Origin of the sequence: Xanthomonas albilineans (assembly GCF_009931595.1) — a bacterium.
Lineage (GTDB): Bacteria > Pseudomonadota > Gammaproteobacteria > Xanthomonadales > Xanthomonadaceae > Xanthomonas_A > Xanthomonas_A albilineans.
The window spans coordinates 2626223-2642974 of record NZ_CP046570.1 but is presented as its reverse complement, the minus strand read 5'-3'; the positions used below and the strand labels follow the sequence as shown (position 1 = coordinate 2642974).

The following is a 16752-nucleotide window of genomic DNA, read 5'->3' as shown; positions in this document are numbered from 1 at the left end:
AAATGTTCTTGCCCTGGAGGGCATTCATGACTTCTATCCGTCCGCTCCGTTCGTCGCTTGCCGTCGCCATCGTGCTTGCTGCCGCGCCCGCATTCGCCCACTCCACCTACAGCCGCACGGTGTTCTTCGGCGACAGCCTGACCGACGCCGGCTATTACCGTCCATTGCTGCCGGCTTCGGTTCAAGCGGTGACCGGCCAGTTCACCACGAATCCGGACTGGGTCTGGGCGCAGTACATCGCTCGCCACTACGGCACCAATGCCGCCGCCAACGGCAATGGCCAGATCGGCGACGACTATGCCGCTGGCGGTGCCCGCGTCGCTGTGGACAATCCCACGGCCCTGGGTGTGGCGCCGTCGCTGGTGACGCAGACCAGCAACTATCTGGCCGCTACCGGCGGCAAGGCTGACCCGCATGCGCTGTATGCGGTGTGGGGCGGTGCCAACGACCTGTTCGCGATCAGCGAGGACGGCGCTCCGGTGGCCTCCACCATCGCCAGTGCGGTGACGGCCGAAGTGGGCATCGTCGCCAGCCTGAAGAGCGCTGGCGCGCGTTACGTGATCGTCAACAATATCCCCGACCTGGGTATTACCCCGAGCGCCATTGCCGCTGGTGGCGATGCGATGGCACAGGGGACGGCGCTGGCCAGCGCCTATAACACGGCGTTGTTCGCCGGGCTGAAGAGTGCCGGACTGCGGGTGATCCCGGTGGATACTTTCCACTTGCTGGAGGAAGTGGTCGCCAATCCATCCGCATACGGCTTCACCAATGTCACCGGGACCGCCTGTCAGCCGCAGATCACCGCGCAGTCGCTGACTTGCAACCCGACCACCTACGTCAGCGCCGATGCCCCAGAAACGTATGTGTTCGCCGATGGCGTGCATCCGACCGGCTACACCCATGAACTGCTGGCCCAGTACACGTTGTCGATTCTGGAAGGTCCGCGTCTGCAACAGGTGCTGACGCATTCGGCGCAGATGGTCGGTCGCTCGCGCGCGGACCAGGTCGCCTGGCATGTGGATGGCCGTCCGGAGGCCGATGGCCTGCGCTGGTGGGGCAACCTGCGCGGCGACATGCAGCGTTATCAGCACGGCGACCTGTACGACGGCATGGCGCCGGCGGGTCTGTTCGGCCTGGATTGGTCGCGTGGCGAATGGGTATTCGGTGGCTTCGGTGGTTTCGGTCGAGTCGATGCCGATTTTGGCAATCGCAACGGCAAGTACACTCAGGACGATTCCACGCTGGGCGGCTTTGCTGGCTGGTATGGCGAGCAAGCGTGGGTCAACGCCCAGGTCAGCTACAGCTGGCTGCGCTATGACGTCACCCGCAATGTCAACCTCGGTCCGGCCACCATCGCGCACAAGGGTTCGCCGGATGGCAGCAATTTGACCGCCGCGCTGCAGGGCGGCTACGAGTTCGGCGTAGGTCCTTTCAAGACCGGCCCGGTGGCGGCGGCGATCTGGCAGAAGGTCAAGCGCGATGGCTACACCGAGAGCAACCCGGACTTCAGCGCACTGGGCTACAACAACCAGAGTGTCGAGTCCATGGTCGGTCGCATCGGTTGGAAGGCCAGCCTCGATGTCGGGATGGTCAAGCCATACCTGCAGGCCACCTATGACCACGAGTTCAAGAAGAACCATGAAGCCACCGCTTGGTTGCAGACCATGTCCGACCTGGGCACCTTCGCGGTGCCGGGCATCGACTTCGACCGCAATTATGGTTCGGTGGTGCTGGGCGCGCGGCTCAAGCTGTGGGGGCTGGAGAGCAACATCGGCATCGACACCACCACGTCGCAGTCGCGTGCGCACGAGACGTCGGTGTTCTTGAACCTCGGTGGCAGCTTCTGATTGGTCACCGTGTTGCTTGTCGTGTCCGTTGTTGTGTTGGACGCGATGAGGTGACTTAACGCCGTGCGTCGCGCAGACGCACGGTGGCCGCCAGGGCTCTGGTTGCGCACTTCCATGCGAGGTGGCGTGGCCGGAGCCCGTTTATTTTGGGATGTGCCGGCGTTGGATCGACGCTATCGGCGACATGTGTACTGCCTGCGCATTGCGCCGTTTTGTTGCGCAACGACTGGCCCAACGCATAGACTGCACGGGCAACGCGGGCGTAGCTCAATGGTAGAGCTGTAGCTTCCCAAGCTACTGACGTGGGTTCGATTCCCATCGCCCGCTCCAATCGCTGCAATGGTTTCGGCAAAACAGACCGCTCCGCAATTATCGGGGCGCTCCGCAATCTGCGAGTGATAGCGATCTTCCGCGCCCTTAGGCTTGAGTACGTCAATCTCTGTGCGGTCACCGACGCCGGAGCGCTCAGCGCATACAGCGGCTATAAAAAATGAATTCGCAGCATCGTGGCCAAGTCTAGGCCAAGCCAGTGAATTCGGCTGACGATCAGGACGGGCCCCATATAGGAGGTCACCAGCATGTGCTGGAATTGAGGTACATGCACAACCCGCACCAAGCCGTGCAAGATGCACGCCGCAGTACGCGGCCTAAGTCGCTAGCTTGTTAACCGCATCACCTGAGTAGGAATCGGTAGGCCATTTACAAACCACCAAGGCTCCGGTTACCAGCCAAATGGCGGTGGGCCGTAGCCCCCTCCTGGATAATAACCACGACCGAATAGCGAACCTGCACCGCGCTCGACGCTGATGCTGATGCCCATCTGCCGTGGTTTGCCGTCGTCGTTGTAGGAGGTCTTGCACATGTTCAGATTGGCCGCCTGGTAGTTGCTGTTGCCGCCCTGCTTGGAATAGCCGATGCCGGTGGCGACGCCGCCGTGGAGGTCGCCGTTGCAGCGGTCCGCTTGCGCCTGTGCCGCTTCGGCCTGTGCCCTGTTCGCAGCTGCCTTCTGGGCCGACGCAGAGGTGCCGCTGGTATCGCCGTAGTAGGCGCCTGGTGGATCGGCTTTGTAGCCGGGTTGGGAGCCATAGGTGATCGGTGGTGGCTGCGGTACGCTCAGGTCGAGCTTGCGCTTGGTCGCTTCGCTATCGTTGCCGGAAGCGGCGCTCTGGGCCAGGACCGGGCCGGCGAGCAGGGCGCTGATAAAGAGAAGAAGGCTGCGTTTCATCGGGCGTCCGCCATGGCAAAGAAAGCCGGATGGAGCCGCCACGTGCGAACTCCACCATGTGCCGACGCTACCAAGATGACGTTGAACCCGGCCTGTCGGTGGTGGTGTGGCATGGTTCGTCGGCAGTGCCGCAGAGCAGGCTGCATGACCTGCCGTGCTCGCAAGTCTGGCCTGTTGAACTCTCAGCCCTGCGCACGTACCACCTCGATCAATTGCTGGCCGTAGCGGGCCAGCTTGCTGCCACCGATTCCGCCGACACGTGCCAGTGCATCCAGGTTGGTGGGGCGTTGTTCGGCGATGTTGCGCAGGGTGCTGTCGTGGAAGATGACGAAGGCGGGCACGTTTTGTTCTTTGGCCAGGCCGGCACGCAGATCGCGTAGCGCGTTGAACAAGCCCAGATCCTGTGGCTGCACCGGCAGGCCGGTGCGCGGGCTGCCGCTGCGGTCGCCGCGGTCGCGGCTGCGACTGGGCAGTTCGCGGCGCATCATGATCTGGCGTTCGCCTTTGAGCACTTGGCGGCTGGCGTCGGTGAGGCGTAAGCCGCCGTAAGCGTCGCTGTCCACTTCCAGCAGGCCGGTGGCGACCAGTTGACGGAACACGCCACGCCAGGCGCGTATGTCCAGATCCTTGCCGATCCCATAGGTACTGAGGCGTTCGTGACCGAATTGCTTGATCTTTTCGCTTGCGTTGCCGCGCAGGATGTCGATCAAGTGGCCCACGCCGAAGCGCTGGCCGCTGCGGTAGACGCAACTGAGCGCCTTCTGCACGGCCACGGTGGCATCCCAGGCATCGGCCGGTTGCAGGCAGTTGTCGCAATTGCCGCAGGGCTGTGGGTAGGTCTCGCCGAAGTTGGCCAGTAGCACCTGGCGGCGGCACTGCAGCGATTCGCAGTAGCCAAGCAGTTGGTCGAGCTTGCGTCGCTCCACGCGTTTGCGATCCTCGCCGGCTTCGCCCTGTTCGATCATTTGCTTGAGCAGCACCACGTCGCCCAGGCCATAGCACAGCCAGGCTTCGGCGGCGTCGCCGTCGCGGCCGGCGCGGCCGGTTTCCTGGTAGTAGCCTTCCAGCGATTTGGGCAGGTCGGTGTGGGCGACGAAGCGCACGTCGGGTTTGTCGATGCCCATGCCGAAGGCGATGGTGGCGCACATCACGATGCCTTCCTCGCGCAGGAAGCGGCGCTGGTGTTCGGCGCGGACGTTGGCAGGCAGTCCGGCGTGATAGGGCAGTGCATTGAGTCCTTCCCGGACCAGGAAATCCGCAGTTTCCTCGACCTTGCGTCGCGACAGGCAGTAGACGATGCCGGCACTGCCGCGGTGTCCGCGCAGGAAGTCCAGCAATTGCCGGCGGGCATTGTCCTTCTGCACCACGGTGTAGCGGATGTTGGGGCGGTCGAAGGAGCTGACGAAGTGGCGGGCCTGGGCCAGGTCCAGGCGTTCGGCGATCTCGCGCTGGGTCGGCGGATCGGCGGTGGCGGTCAGGGCGATGCGCGGGGTCTGCGGCCAGCGCTCGTGCAGCACGGTGAGCTGGCGGTACTCCGGGCGGAAATCGTGGCCCCACTGCGACACGCAGTGTGCTTCGTCGATGGCGAACAGAGCGATGCGGCTGCGTTCGATCAACGACAGGAAGCGCGGTGTCAGTAGCCGTTCCGGTGCCACGTAAAGCAAATCCAGTTCCCCGGCCAACAAGGCGCGCTCGACGTGTTGCGCGCGTTCCGCGTCCAGGGTGGAGTTGAGATATTCGGCGCGCACGCCGACCTGATGCAGCGCCTCGACCTGGTCCTGCATCAGCGCGATCAGCGGCGAGACCACGATGCCGGTGCCCTCGCGCAACAGCGAGGGGATTTGATAACACAGTGACTTGCCGCCGCCGGTCGGCATCAGCACCAGTGCATCGTGCCCGGCAGCGACATGTTCGACGATGTCCTGTTGCGGGCCGCGGAACTGGTCGTAGCCGAAAACGCGGCTGAGCAAAGCGTGGGCGGGGGAAGGCATCTGCCTAGGATACCGCGTAGGTCAAGCAGCTCAGTGGCGCGCCGGGCGCGGTGCGTCGTTGGGCCAGCATTCCCGAAGGGCCACGCCCGTCTGGCAGACGTGGCTGTGTGCGCTTATTGCAGCAGCGAGCGCAGCATCCACGCGTATTTTTCGTGGGTCTGCAGGCGTTGCGTCAGCATGTCCACCGATGGATCGTCGCCGACGTCGTCGGCGGTCTTGAGCGCCTTGCGCGCGGTGCGGCATACCGCCTCGTTGCCGACGACCAATTGGCGCACCATTTCGCGCCAGTCGGCGCTGTCGCTGAGGCCGGCTTCTTCCGGGATCGAGGTCAGCGCGGCGTACTCCTTGTACGACCCCGGCGCATTGAAGCCCAGTGCGCGGATGCGCTCGGCGACATTGTCCAGCGCCGCCCACTGCTCGGTGTACTGGGTCTCGAACATCAAGTGCAGCGAATTGAACATCGGTCCAGTCACATTCCAGTGGAAATTGTGGGTCTTCAAGTACAGGGTGAAGGCATCGGCCATGAAATGCGACAGTCCCTCGGCGATCTTCTTGCGATCGCCGCCGCCGATCCCGATATCGATGTTGGGCGCGGACGGCGCCAGAGCCGTAAGTGTTTGTTCGGCCGTGGCTTTGCCGGGGGAGTGCTTGATCTTGTCGTGGGTCTTGCGCTTTGCCATGGTGGGATCCTCATGAGGGTTACGGAAGATATGGCGTCACAATAGACAGACTAAAGCATGCACGCTGATTCAATGTCCAATGGCATCTGATTGATGAACGCGATCGAGAAACATCCCCTGGCCGCGCGCCTGCGCGAACGCCGTGCGGCGATCGACGGCGCCCTGACCCGCGACCGTGGGCGTCTGCTCGGCCTATGGTCGCGCTGGCAGGCTGCGCCTGGCAATGCCGCGTTGGAAAGTGCGTTCGAACAGGCGCTGGACGCGTCGCGCACGCGCTGCGCGGCACGCGCGGCGGCGCAGCCGGCCATCGTGCTGGATCCGCAATTGCCGATCGCGCGCGAGGCAGAGCGGATCGTCGCGTTGATCCGCGCGCATCAGGTGGTGGTGATCGCCGGCGAGACCGGCTCGGGCAAAACCACGCAGTTGCCGAAGTTGTGCCTGATTGCCGGTCGCGGCGCCGCCGGCATGATCGGCTGCACCCAGCCGCGGCGCATCGCCGCGCGCGCGGTCGCTGCCCGGGTGGCCGAGGAGTTGCGCACGCCGGTGGGCGAAACGGTCGGCTTCCAGGTGCGCTTCAATGATCGGGTCGGCGAACAGACCCTGGTCAAGTTCATGACCGATGGCATCTTGCTGGCCGAGATTGCCAGTGACCGCTGGCTGTCCAGCTACGACACGATCATCGTCGACGAGGCGCACGAACGCAGCCTCAATATCGATTTTCTGCTCGGTTATCTCAAGCAATTGCTGCGCAAACGCCCGGAATTGAAGGTCATTGTCACCTCGGCCACGATCGACACCGCGCGCTTCGCTGCGCACTTCGAGGATGCGCCGGTGATCGGCGTGGAGGGCCGCACCTATCCGGTGGAGGTGCGCTACCGACCGCTGCAAGACGAAAGCGGTGACACCGATGCCAGCGGCGACAGCGCCGGCGAGCGTACGGTCAACGAGGCGATCTTGGCGGCGGTGGACGAAATCACCCGGCTGGACCCGCGCGGCGATGTGCTGCTGTTTCTGCCCGGCGAACGCGAGATCCGCGATGCACACCAGGCGCTGGAACGGCGCAAGTACCGCGAAACCGAGGTGTTGCCGCTGTACGCGCGGTTGTCCGCCAGCGATCAGGATCGGGTGTTCAATCCCGGCCCGCGGCGGCGGCTGGTGCTGGCCACCAACGTTGCCGAGACCTCGCTGACCGTGCCACGGATCCGCTACGTGGTCGATCCGGGGTATGCGCGGGTCAAGCGCTACAGTCCGCGGCAAAAGCTGGACCGGTTGCATATCGAGCCGATTTCGCAAGCCAGCGCCAACCAGCGCAAGGGCCGCTGCGGGCGTATCGCCGAGGGCATCTGCTACCGCCTGTATGCCGAGGCCGATTTCCAGGCACGGCCAATGTTTACCGATCCGGAGATTCGCCGCTCCAGCCTGGCCGGGGTGATCCTGCGCATGCTGCAATTAGGGCTGGGGCGCATGGAAGACTTTCCGTTCCTGGAGCCGCCGGACGAACGTGCTGTGGCCGATGGCTGGCAGCAACTGGTGGAACTGGGCGCAGTCGGCGAACCCGACCGCCACGGCGTGCGCAAGCTCACCGAAATCGGCCGCAAGATGGCGCGGTTGCCGGTGGACGTGAAACTGGCGCGGATGCTGGTAGCGGCGCAGCAGCACGCTTGCTTGCGGCCGATGTTGGTGATCGCCGCGTTCCTGGGCATTCAGGACCCGCGCGAGCGGCCGCCGGAAGCGCGCGAAGCGGCGGACAACGCGCACGCTAAATTCGCCGATGCGCGTTCGGAGTTTGTCGGCATCCTGCGCCTGTGGGACGGCTACCGGCAAGCGCACGAGGAACTGACCCAATCCAAACTGCGCGACTGGTGCGCACGGCATTTCCTCGGTTTCCTGCGCATGCGTGAGTGGCGCGAATTGCACCGCCAGTTGCACCTGCTGTGCGCCGAGCTGGGCTGGAGCGAGGAACCTGCGTCTGCGTTGCTGCAACCGTTGTTGACCGCTGCCGCCGCGCCAGCGCCGGCGCGCGATGCGGAAACCGCGGCGCGCATGACCCGAGGACAACTGCATCGTGCTGCGCGGCTGGCGCGCGAGGGACGCGGCGCATCGCAGACGCTCGCACCCACGCCGAGCGACACCCGTGCGACCGCACCGATTGGAGACGCCGAGACGCCGCGCGCCAGCGAGCGCGTGCGTGCCGCGGCCTACCAGTCTCTGCATCGCGCATTGCTCGCCGGGCTGCCGACCCAGGTCGGCCACCGCACCGAGAAAGGCGATTTTCTGGCGCCGCGGCAGCGGCGTTTCTTGTTGTTTCCCGGCTCGACGCTGGCGCGCAAGCCGCCGCCGTGGGTGCTGCCGGCGACACTGCTGGACACGCAAAAGATCTGGGGTCTGACCAATGCGGCGATCGAACCGGATTGGGTGATCGCCGAGGTGCCGCACTTGCTGGCGCGCAAGCATTTCGACCCGCACTGGTCGCGTGCGCAAGGTCAGGTGTTGGCCTCCGAGCAGATCAGCCTGTTCGGGCTGGTGTTGGCGCCGAAGAAGCCGGTGCACTACGGGCGTATCGATCCGTCGGCTGCGCATGATCTGTTCGTGCGTCAGGCGCTGGTGCCGGGCGAGATCAACACCCGCGCCAGTTTCGTCGTCGACAACCAGAAGGTGCTGGCGCAGGCGCACGAAGAAGAAGCCAAACTACGGCGTGCCGGCATCGTGGCCGACGAGGATTGGCAGGCGCGCTGGTACCTGGACCGGATTCCTGCCGAGATTCATTCTACCGCCGGCCTGGACGCCTGGTGGAATGCGCTGTCGCCCGAACAGCGCCGCGCGCTGCACTGGTCCTTGGTCGATTTGTTGCCGGGCGAGGGTAGCGCGGCCGACCGCTATCCCAAGTATTTCGCGTTGGGCGATGCGCGATTGGCGCTGCATTACCGCTTCGAGCCGGGCGCTGCCGACGATGGCGTGACCCTGGAGGTGCCGGTACACCTGCTCAACGCGTTGGACCCGGCACGGCTGTCGTGGCTGGCGCCTGGCTTCGTCGCCGACAAGGCCGCCGCGCTGATTCGCAGCTTGCCCAAGGCGCTACGGCGCAACTATGTGCCCGCGCCGGACTTTGCGCGCGCTTTTTACGAGGCGTTTGCCCAACCCAGTGCCGATGATCTACGCGGCGAACTAGCGCGGTTTCTGCAGCGCGCGACAGGCGTGCCGCTGAGCCCGCTGGACTTCGACGAAAGCGCGCTGGAGCCGCACCTGCGCATGCATCTACGTCTGCGCGACGAGACGGGCAAGGTGCTGGCCGAATCGCGCGATCTGGAGGAGTTGCGGGCGCGCTTCGGCGACCGTGCCGGGCGTGCGTTCGCGGCGCGTGCCGGTCGTGAGATGGCAGCCACCGGGCTGCGCGAGTTTCCGCTGACACCGATCCCGTTGCATGTGCCTGGCGAAGCCGGGGTGCCGGCATATCCGGCGCTGGTGGACGAGGGCGATAGCGTGGCGTTGCGCATTTTCGCCGATCGCGCGCAGGCCGAGACGGAGCACCCGCGCGGCGTGCGACGGTTGCTGGAGATCGCACTGACCGATAAGCTCAAACAGGCGCGCAAGCAATTGCCGGTGTCGCCCAAGACCAGCCTGCTGTACGCGGCGATCGAATCGCAGGAGCGGCTGCGCGGGGATCTGGTGGACGCGACGTTGAACGCGCTGCTGGAGCAGGGGCTGGACACGATCCGCGATGCCGACAGCTTCGCCCAGCGTCGCGACACCGTCGCCAAGCAGCTATTCGGCGAAGCGATGGAACGGCTGAAGCTGGCTGAGGCGATCATGAGCGCGGCGGCGGAACTGAAACCGCAGTTGGAATCGCCGCTGATGGGCTGGGCCAGCGGTAATCTGGACGACATGAGGACGCAACTGGCGGCACTGATGCCGCCTGGGTTCCTGCGCGAGACGCCCGCTCACGCGCTGGCGCAATTTCCGCGCTATCTGCGCGCGATGCTACTGCGCGCCGAACGTGCCAAACGCGATCCGGCGCGCGACCAGGCGCGGATGCTGGAACTCAAGCCCTTCGTCGATGTCCTGACGGAGGCTGCCGTGGCTGGGCGCCGTGACGATCCGCAGTGGCAGGCGCTGCGCTGGGATCTGGAAGAATTGCGGGTCTCTGTGTTCGCGCAGGAATTGGGCGCCAAGTCCGGTATTTCGGCGAAGAAGTTGGCGCAGCGCGTGGCGGCTTTGCGCTGAAGCGCAAGGTCGGCGGCATGCTTACTCGTCGTCCACCCGTTCGCCCATCAGTTCGCGCTGGCGCTTGTCCAGTTCTTCGGCATAGCGTTTGCGCACGAAGCTTTCGCTTAGCACGCCCAGTACTTTGCCTTGTTCGTCGACCACCGCCAGTTCGTCGCTCTGGGTCAGGTCGAATTGACGCATCGCGGTGACCACATCGGTGTCGGTGCGCAGGGCGACGTCGCGGTTGCCCGCATAGTCGACGATCGCCGCCTCGGTGTTTACCCCGTCGGCATAGACGGCGGCCAGGGTCACCAGTCCGGCATAGTGGCCGTGCGCGTCCTCCAGCACGACCCGGGTGCCCGATCCCAGCGGGAAGCGGCGGCGGAACTCCGCCAGCTTGGTGTTTGCAGCGAGCGGATGCACGTCCTTCCGCATCATGTGTCCGGCGTTCAGATGCTTCAGCCAGCCCACGTCGCGTGCGCTCTTGATGGTCTCGCCGCGCAGGTGCAGGCGCCAAGTGGAGAACGAGTAACCGAAGATTTGCCGCACGATGGTGTTGGCCACCAGAACCGCGACCATCACCGCGCTGGCCAGCACGAAATCATGCGTGCCTTCGAGCACCAGCATCGCCATCGTCATCGGTGCACCGATCACCGCGGCCGCCATAGCCGCCATCCCGGCGAGCGAGGCGGCGGTGCCGTCGATCAGCGCTATGCCGCTGCTCAGGTTCAACACGCCGGCGAATAAACCGCCGACCAACGAGCCCATGAACAGCGAGGCGAAGAACAGGCCGCCACGGAAGCCGAAACCGAGCGAGATACCCGATCCCAGACACTTGAGCAGCAACAGCACGCCCAACCAGCGTAGCGAGGTCGGGCTGGTCAGATCCAGATGCAGGGCGCCGTGGCCGGACGACAACACTTGCGGAGTGATCATCGCCAATGGAATCAGCAGTGCGCCACCGGCCATCGGCCGCGCCCAGCGCGGCAGCGGGCTGCGATTGATAGTCTGCTCGATCGTGGCGATCAGGCGCATCACCGCCACTGCCAGCAGCGCACACAGCACGCCCAACAGCGCATAGAGCGCATAGTCGCGCGGCTCCAGCGCCGCTGTCGCTGCTGCTGGCAGCAGGTACGGCTGTACTCCGCTCGCCTGGGCCACGAACACCGCGCCCAGCGAGGCCACCGCCACCGGCGCCAGCGCCGATGGGGAGTACGCGCCGATCACGATCTCGAATGCATAGAACGCGCCAGCCAGCGGTGCGCCGAATGCTGCGGCGATGGCCGCTCCGGCCCCGGCGCCGACCAGGGTACGGATGTCGGCGCGGCGCAGGCGCAGGATGCGGCCAAGGTGCGAGCCGGAACCCGCGCCCATCTGCGTGTACGCCGCTTCCAATCCGACCGAAGCGCCGCAGCCATTGGACAGCAGGGTCTGTGCGGAGACGATCAGGTTGTCGCGCATCGACATGCGTCCGCCGTACAGCGCATTGGCCTCGACGGCGTCGATCAACTGGCGTTTGCGCGCGCGTGCGGCCATACCCAACAGGCCGACGACCAGCCCGCCCAGCGGCAGCACCAGCAACTGGCTCGTGCTCAGCTCCGATACCGCACTGAGTCGCGCATCGGTATCCAGGCCGTACAGCCAGGCCTGTGCGCCGTGGGCCAGATTGCTCTGTAGCAGGGTCAGCAGGCCGGCGATCAGCCCGACCAGCAGCGCCAGTGCGATGAACCACACGTCGCTGGCGCGTATCCGCCGACGCAGCGCATCGGTCAGGCTGTGCGAGGCATCGGCCAGGCCAGGCGCGGAGGGCAGGCGCACGGTCCGCGTCCCTATTTCACCCGGCGGACTTTGGCCCGGGTGTTGTAGCTGTCGATCTGCAGATACCACACGCCCATGATGCCTGGGACGATTTTCACCTTCGGCGCGCTGCGGTGCACGCCGGGCAGGCTGGCCGGTTCTGTCTGTTCCCATTCCTGGCCGTTGGCCAGCAGGTAATGACGCCCTTTGGCGAAGCCAGTGAATTCGCCGGCCAGCGTGCTTTCGATCGGCTCCTTAGTGCCGAAATCGAAGAAGCCGCGATTCTTGGAAATCACTTCGCGGCGGCCTTCTTCTTTGGCATTCTCCAGCGCCACGGTGGTTTCCTTGGCGAGGTTGCCTTGCAACCATGCGTTCAGCGCGGCCAGTTCCTGTGGCGAAAGTTTGTCCAGACCGGCGGCCTTGAACGCCTGCGGCGACATCTGCGTTTGCAGGTCGCCGGATACGTTGTGCTGGGCGTGCGCCGGCATGGTGGACACGGCGAGCGCCGCGCACAGGAGCAGGGGAGTCAGGCGCACGAGGGACATGGGGAAAATCCAGCAGTGGAATGCGTTCTAGTGTAGTGGCAAGCCATGATGCGTGCGGTAGTGGGGGTGGATCGCGGCGATCGCCGACGCTGCCCCGGCTCAGTTGTCAGGCGGTCCAGGCTCAGTGCATCGGTCAGGTGCAGCCAGCGGGCGATGCCGCCTTCGCCCTTGGCGCTGCCATTCGTGGTCGACGATGCGTTGACGCCAGATCCGGCGCAGCGCCGGGTCGTCCATTCGCGCAAGAATCGCCGCGTCCTTCGGCGGGATGCAGCGCTGGTATTCGTAGCGGTTGAGCGCCTAGGCCTGGACTTGGCAGCGATTCAGGCATCCGCTGTGCAACAGCGCCTGGAACGGGTGTCGGCCGTGGGACAGGCGCGCATCGATTGCACGCAGTGACGCCTTGAGTTGATCGGGGCCCAGCAATGCGCTTATGCGCTAAGTGCAGATGTTGACGCCGTTCCGAGGATAGGCTTCCCCTGCTGCCGGGCATGTAAAATTTTCGTGAGAACGACCCAAGTCGCAAGCCGGTCACAGTGAGATTGCGGTACGTACATGCTGCCGATGTGGGAGCGGTGGCGATGGCCTTGGGCAGGGCGCAATTGTGAGAACACGGATAAGCGCGCTAGTGTAGACAGCATCGTTTGCTCAATTCTCGCCAGGCCTTGAATCACTCACCTCACGCCGGTCTGGAAGCGTTACTGCAGCGCCCGGCTGCGGCGACGCTGGCGCCTGCGTTGCGCCAGGCGTTGTTGCAAGCCTGGCAGGCGCAGTCCGAGCCGCTGCCGCGACTGCCCTGGCCGGTGTTGGGCGATACCCTTGATGCGTTGGCGTTGTTGTCGGCGGACGAGGCGGCGCTGCTGGCCGCACTGTTGTTCGATGTGCCGGCATTGCGTGCGCACTTGCCGCACTTGCCGGTCGCACCGGCGGCGCGTGCGCAGGCGGTGGCCGCCTTGCTGGATGCCCAGGATGCCGCCGACCAGGTCTGGGCGTTGCACGCCGGGCGCGAGGCGGGGCGTAACAGCGAGGGGCTGCGCCGGCTGCTGCTGTCGATCGTGCAGGACTTGCGCGTCGTGCCGATCCTGCTGGCGCGGCAGCTGGCGCAGATGCGTGTGGCCGACAAGGCGAGCGAAGAACAGCGTCGCGCGCTGGCGCAACTGACCCGCGATATCCATGCGCCGCTGGCCAACCGCCTGGGCATTTGGCAACTGAAATGGGAGCTGGAGGATCTTGCATTCCGCGACCTGGAACCGGACACCTACCGGCGTATCGCCCGCGAGGTGGACGAAAGTCGGCTGGCGCGCGAACGCTATATCGAAGCGGTCAAGAAGACGCTGTCCAAGGCGCTGGCCGTGCAGGGGCTGTGCGCGGAGATCAGTGGCCGGCCCAAGCACATTTACAGCATCTGGCGGAAGATGCAGAAGAAGCGCCTAGCCTTCGATCAACTATACGACCTGCGCGCAGTGCGGGTGATGGTCGACGATGTCGCTGCCTGCTACGCCGCCTTGGGTGTGGTGCATGCGCTGTGGGTGCCGGTGCCCAGCGAGTTTGACGACTACATCGCCCGGCCAAAGGCCAACGATTATCGCTCGTTGCACACGGCCGTGGTCGGCCCGGAAGGGCGTACGATCGAGGTGCAGATCCGTACCCACGAGATGCATGCGCAAGCCGAACTGGGCGTCGCCGCGCACTGGAAGTACAAAGAGGGGGGCAAGGGCGCGGAAAAGGCTTTCGACCGCAAAATCACCTGGATGCGGCAGTTGCTGGAGCATTCGCAGGACGGCGAGCAGGGCGGGCTGGCCGGCGCACTCGATGCCGAGTTGGTGGAGGACCGGGTCTATGCGCTGACCCCGATGGGCGAAGTGATCGATCTTCCACAGGGGGCGACCCCGCTGGATTTCGCCTATCACGTGCACACCATGGTCGGGCACCGCTGCCGTGGTGCCAAGGTCAACGCCCGTATCGTGCCGCTGACCCACAAGTTGCGCAGCGGCGACCGGGTCGAGATCCTGACCGGCAAAGAGGCCGAGCCGCGTCGCGATTGGTTGTTGCCGGCCAATGGTTACCTGGTCAGCGGGCGTTCGCGCGACAAGGTGCGCGCCTGGTTCCACAAGCTTGATCGTGCGCGCAACGTGCAGGCCGGCAAGGAGTTGCTGGAGCGCGAACTCAAGCGCCTGGGGCTGCAACACGCCGATTTGCTGCCGGCGGTCAAGAAATTCCATGCCGATAGCGTCGAGGAGCTTTATATCCAGGTGGCGTTGGGCGATGTCGGCCCCAGCCAGATCGGGCGTGCCCTGCACGAGGCCGAGCGCGCGGCGGCGCAACCGCTTGCACCGACCTTGCCAAGGCCGACCGCGCGCCGCACGGGCCTGGGCAATTCCAAGTTCACCGTGCAAGGGGTGGGCAACCTGTTGGTGCAACTGGCGCGCTGCTGCCAGCCGGTGGCCGGCGAACCGATTGTCGGCTATCTGACCCGGACCCGTGGTGTCACCGTGCACCGCCGCGATTGCGCCGCGTTCGCGCGGCTGGCCGCCAGCCATCCGCAGCGGGTGCTGCCGGTGGAATGGGGACAGGCCGGCGGCGGTTATGAGGTCGATGTGCTGGTGCGGGCGGTGGATCGGCGCTGGTTGCTCAAGGACATCACCAATCTGATCGCGCAAGAAGAGGCGCACGTGCTGGAGATCAATAGCGATAACCTGCGCGACAGCGGTCGCGCGCAATTGCGGTTGCGGCTGAAAGTCGGCGATTACGGGCAATTGTCCACCCTGCTCGGCAAGCTCGATGCGCTGCCGGGCGTGCACGAGGCGCGGCGATTGGGCTGAGTTGTTTGGCGTTGTGGGTTGGCGTAGTGCCGATTCCGATCGCGTCGCCAGCAAGCACTGTGTGCTGGCGCAGCAGCATGCATAGGCATTCCTCATCGCACCAGCGCTAAGCTTGTGTGGTGAATATGTCGCCGGATCAGCGCAGAGAGGTATCCCCACGCAGGTGGCGGTCGGTGCCGCTGTGGCGCGACCGTCGCATCTGGCGTTTGGCGCTGGCGTTGCTGCTGTTGGCGGCTGCGGCGCTGGTGCTGTTCCGGCGCCCGCTCGCCGACCTGATCTGGCCGGAAACGCGGATCCAGCAATTGCTCGACCAGGGCCGTGCCGCACTGCACGCGGGTCGGCTGACGGCGTCCGATGGCAGTGGGGCGCGCGAACGCTTCGAGGCCGCGCTGGCGCTGGACAGCGACCGGATGCAGGCGCGCAACGGGCTGGCCGCGACGGGTCAGGCGGCCTTGGGGCAGGCGCGCACGGCGCTGGCTGCCGGTCGTTATGCGCAGGCGCGCGCGGCGCTGGCATTGGCGCGCGAATTGCAAGTGCCGCGCGCTGATGCCGATCACATCGAGGCGACATTGCATGCAGGCGAAGCCGCGCATGCCGGAATCGCCCATCTGTTGCAACAGGCGGCACAAGCGCGTCGTGACGGTCGCCTGGACGGCGCGCCGGATGCGGCCCTGCCGTTGTACCAACGCGTGCTGGCGTTCGCGCCTGGGCGCACCGAAGCCCTGGAGGGCCGCGAGGATGCGCTGTCGGAATTGCTGCAGCGTGCCCGCGACGCATTGGCACATGGCGATCTGGCGGCCGCTGCGGCCCTGGTGGAGCGCGCCCGTGGTTACGACCCCGGCCACGTGGAGTTGCCGGAGACGGAGGCTGCGTTGAACCAGGCGCTGGACACGCTGCAACGCGACGCCGAACAGGCGCTGCGCCGGCAGCATCTGGACGCGGCGGCACGCGCCTTCGTGCGGTGGCGTGAAGCGGTGCCGGATGCCGCAGGCGCGCGCGATGGGATCGAGCGGGTCGCCGCAGCCTATGCGCTGCAAGCGACCCGTGCCGCTGCCGATTTCCGTTTCATCGAGGCCGAGCGCGCCTTGCGCAAGGGCGAAGCGCTTGCGCCGGACAACCGTGCGCTGGCCGATGCACGGCAGGTGTTGCGGCGGGCGTGGCAGACTCAGGCGACGCGCTTGTCCCCGACTGAACGCAATCGTCGCCTGCAACGCGTGCTGGCCGATCTGCAGGCTGCCGAGGCGCGTGGCGATTGGCTGACACCGCCCGGGGCCAGCGCCTATGACAGTTTGCGGGCGGCGCAGGTGCTGGCGCCGCGCGATGCACAGGTGCGTGCGGCCGAGCAACGCGTGTCGGTGATGTTGCGGCAGTGCTTCGACGATGCATTGCGCGGTAACCGGGTGCTGGCGGCAAGCGCGTGCTACGACGCCTGGCGCGCGTTGGCGCCCAATGGCGCGGGCGTGGCGACGGCGCGGCGGCGTTTGGCGCAGCGCTGGCTTGCGCTCGGCGATGAACGTCTCAGCAGTGGCGATGCTACATTCGCCTACGAGGCATTGCAGCATGCCCGTGCGATCGATCCGGGTACGCCGGAACTGGTTGGATTCCAGCAGCGGCTACGCAGCGTGTTTCCGCAGCGCTAGCGCCA

Annotated in this window: 10 protein-coding genes, 1 tRNA gene and 1 pseudogene; 6 read left to right on the top strand and 6 right to left on the bottom strand. The window is 65.7% G+C overall.

Annotation, left to right across the window (positions count from 1 at the left end; all coding sequences use genetic code 11):
* The first annotated feature begins 26 nt into the window (after positions 1-26).
* The 3 genes from XaFJ1_RS10990 (at position 27) to XaFJ1_RS10980 (ending at position 2341) form a co-directional block, all read left to right on the top strand.
* Positions 27-1847 (top strand): autotransporter domain-containing esterase, encoded by a 1821-nt coding sequence (locus tag XaFJ1_RS10990; protein ID WP_012916741.1) that lies wholly within the window; start codon positions 27-29, stop codon positions 1845-1847.
* A 256-nt stretch (positions 1848-2103) separates the two neighbouring features.
* A tRNA-Gly gene (locus XaFJ1_RS10985) sits at positions 2104-2177 on the top strand.
* Positions 2150-2341, top strand: a complete 192-nt coding sequence (locus tag XaFJ1_RS10980; RefSeq protein WP_146084065.1) for a hypothetical protein — start codon at positions 2150-2152, stop codon at positions 2339-2341. The genes XaFJ1_RS10985 and XaFJ1_RS10980 overlap by 28 nt, the downstream gene beginning before the upstream one ends.
* Before the next feature lie 227 nt (positions 2342-2568).
* Here the strand turns inward: XaFJ1_RS10980 and XaFJ1_RS10975 are convergent, their stop codons facing one another.
* From XaFJ1_RS10975 to XaFJ1_RS10965, 3 genes are all read right to left on the bottom strand, one after another.
* Entirely contained in the window at positions 2569-3072 is a 504-nt protein-coding gene (locus XaFJ1_RS10975) for a hypothetical protein (RefSeq protein WP_012916740.1), read from the bottom strand.
* A gap of 182 nt (positions 3073-3254) precedes the next feature.
* Positions 3255-5063: a DNA helicase RecQ gene (gene recQ / locus XaFJ1_RS10970; RefSeq protein ID WP_012916739.1), complete on the bottom strand. Its 1809-nt coding sequence runs from the start codon at positions 5061-5063 to the stop codon at positions 3255-3257.
* A 113-nt stretch (positions 5064-5176) separates the two neighbouring features.
* Positions 5177-5743 carry a Dps family protein gene (locus XaFJ1_RS10965; RefSeq protein WP_012916738.1) on the bottom strand — a complete coding sequence of 189 codons (567 nt, stop codon included), beginning with the start codon at positions 5741-5743 and terminating at the stop codon, positions 5177-5179.
* Positions 5744-5836: 93 nt separating this feature from the next.
* Between XaFJ1_RS10965 and hrpA the strand changes: the two genes are divergently transcribed.
* Positions 5837-9964 (top strand): ATP-dependent RNA helicase HrpA, encoded by a 4128-nt coding sequence (gene hrpA / locus XaFJ1_RS10960; RefSeq protein ID WP_012916737.1) that lies wholly within the window; start codon positions 5837-5839, stop codon positions 9962-9964.
* A 21-nt stretch (positions 9965-9985) separates the two neighbouring features.
* Here the strand turns inward: hrpA and XaFJ1_RS10955 are convergent, their stop codons facing one another.
* From XaFJ1_RS10955 to XaFJ1_RS10945, 3 genes and pseudogenes are all read right to left on the bottom strand, one after another.
* Positions 9986-11758, bottom strand: coding sequence for a chloride channel protein (locus XaFJ1_RS10955; RefSeq protein WP_162836150.1), 1773 nt, complete (start codon positions 11756-11758; stop codon positions 9986-9988).
* Between the two features lie 17 nt (positions 11759-11775).
* A complete protein-coding gene (locus XaFJ1_RS10950) occupies positions 11776-12288 on the bottom strand; it encodes a hypothetical protein (RefSeq protein WP_012916735.1) in 513 nt (170 codons plus the stop codon).
* A gap of 89 nt (positions 12289-12377) precedes the next feature.
* Positions 12378-12720: pseudogene (locus tag XaFJ1_RS10945) on the bottom strand (thiaminase II/PqqC family protein); the annotation flags it as partial.
* Positions 12721-12950: 230 nt separating this feature from the next.
* Here XaFJ1_RS10945 and XaFJ1_RS10940 point away from each other — a divergent pair.
* Together XaFJ1_RS10940 and XaFJ1_RS10935 are read left to right on the top strand one after the other, a co-directional pair.
* A complete protein-coding gene (locus XaFJ1_RS10940) occupies positions 12951-15107 on the top strand; it encodes a RelA/SpoT family protein (protein ID WP_045756947.1) in 2157 nt (718 codons plus the stop codon).
* 173 nt (positions 15108-15280) lie between these two features.
* Positions 15281-16747 carry a hypothetical protein gene (locus XaFJ1_RS10935; protein ID WP_307734332.1) on the top strand — a complete coding sequence of 489 codons (1467 nt, stop codon included), beginning with the start codon at positions 15281-15283 and terminating at the stop codon, positions 16745-16747.
* Positions 16748-16752 lie beyond the last annotated feature (5 nt).

What these genes read in the sequence shown, in the direction of transcription:
- XaFJ1_RS10990 (WP_012916741.1), top strand. Translation starts at nt 27, where the DNA reads ATGACTTCTATCCGTCCGCTCCGTTCGTCGCTTGCCGTCGCCATCGTG.
- XaFJ1_RS10975 (WP_012916740.1), bottom strand. Translation starts at nt 3,072, where the DNA reads ATGAAACGCAGCCTTCTTCTCTTTATCAGCGCCCTGCTCGCCGGCCCG.
- recQ (WP_012916739.1), bottom strand. Translation starts at nt 5,063, where the DNA reads ATGCCTTCCCCCGCCCACGCTTTGCTCAGCCGCGTTTTCGGCTACGAC.
- XaFJ1_RS10965 (WP_012916738.1), bottom strand. Translation starts at nt 5,743, where the DNA reads ATGGCAAAGCGCAAGACCCACGACAAGATCAAGCACTCCCCCGGCAAA.
- hrpA (WP_012916737.1), top strand. Translation starts at nt 5,837, where the DNA reads ATGAACGCGATCGAGAAACATCCCCTGGCCGCGCGCCTGCGCGAACGC.
- XaFJ1_RS10950 (WP_012916735.1), bottom strand. Translation starts at nt 12,288, where the DNA reads ATGTCCCTCGTGCGCCTGACTCCCCTGCTCCTGTGCGCGGCGCTCGCC.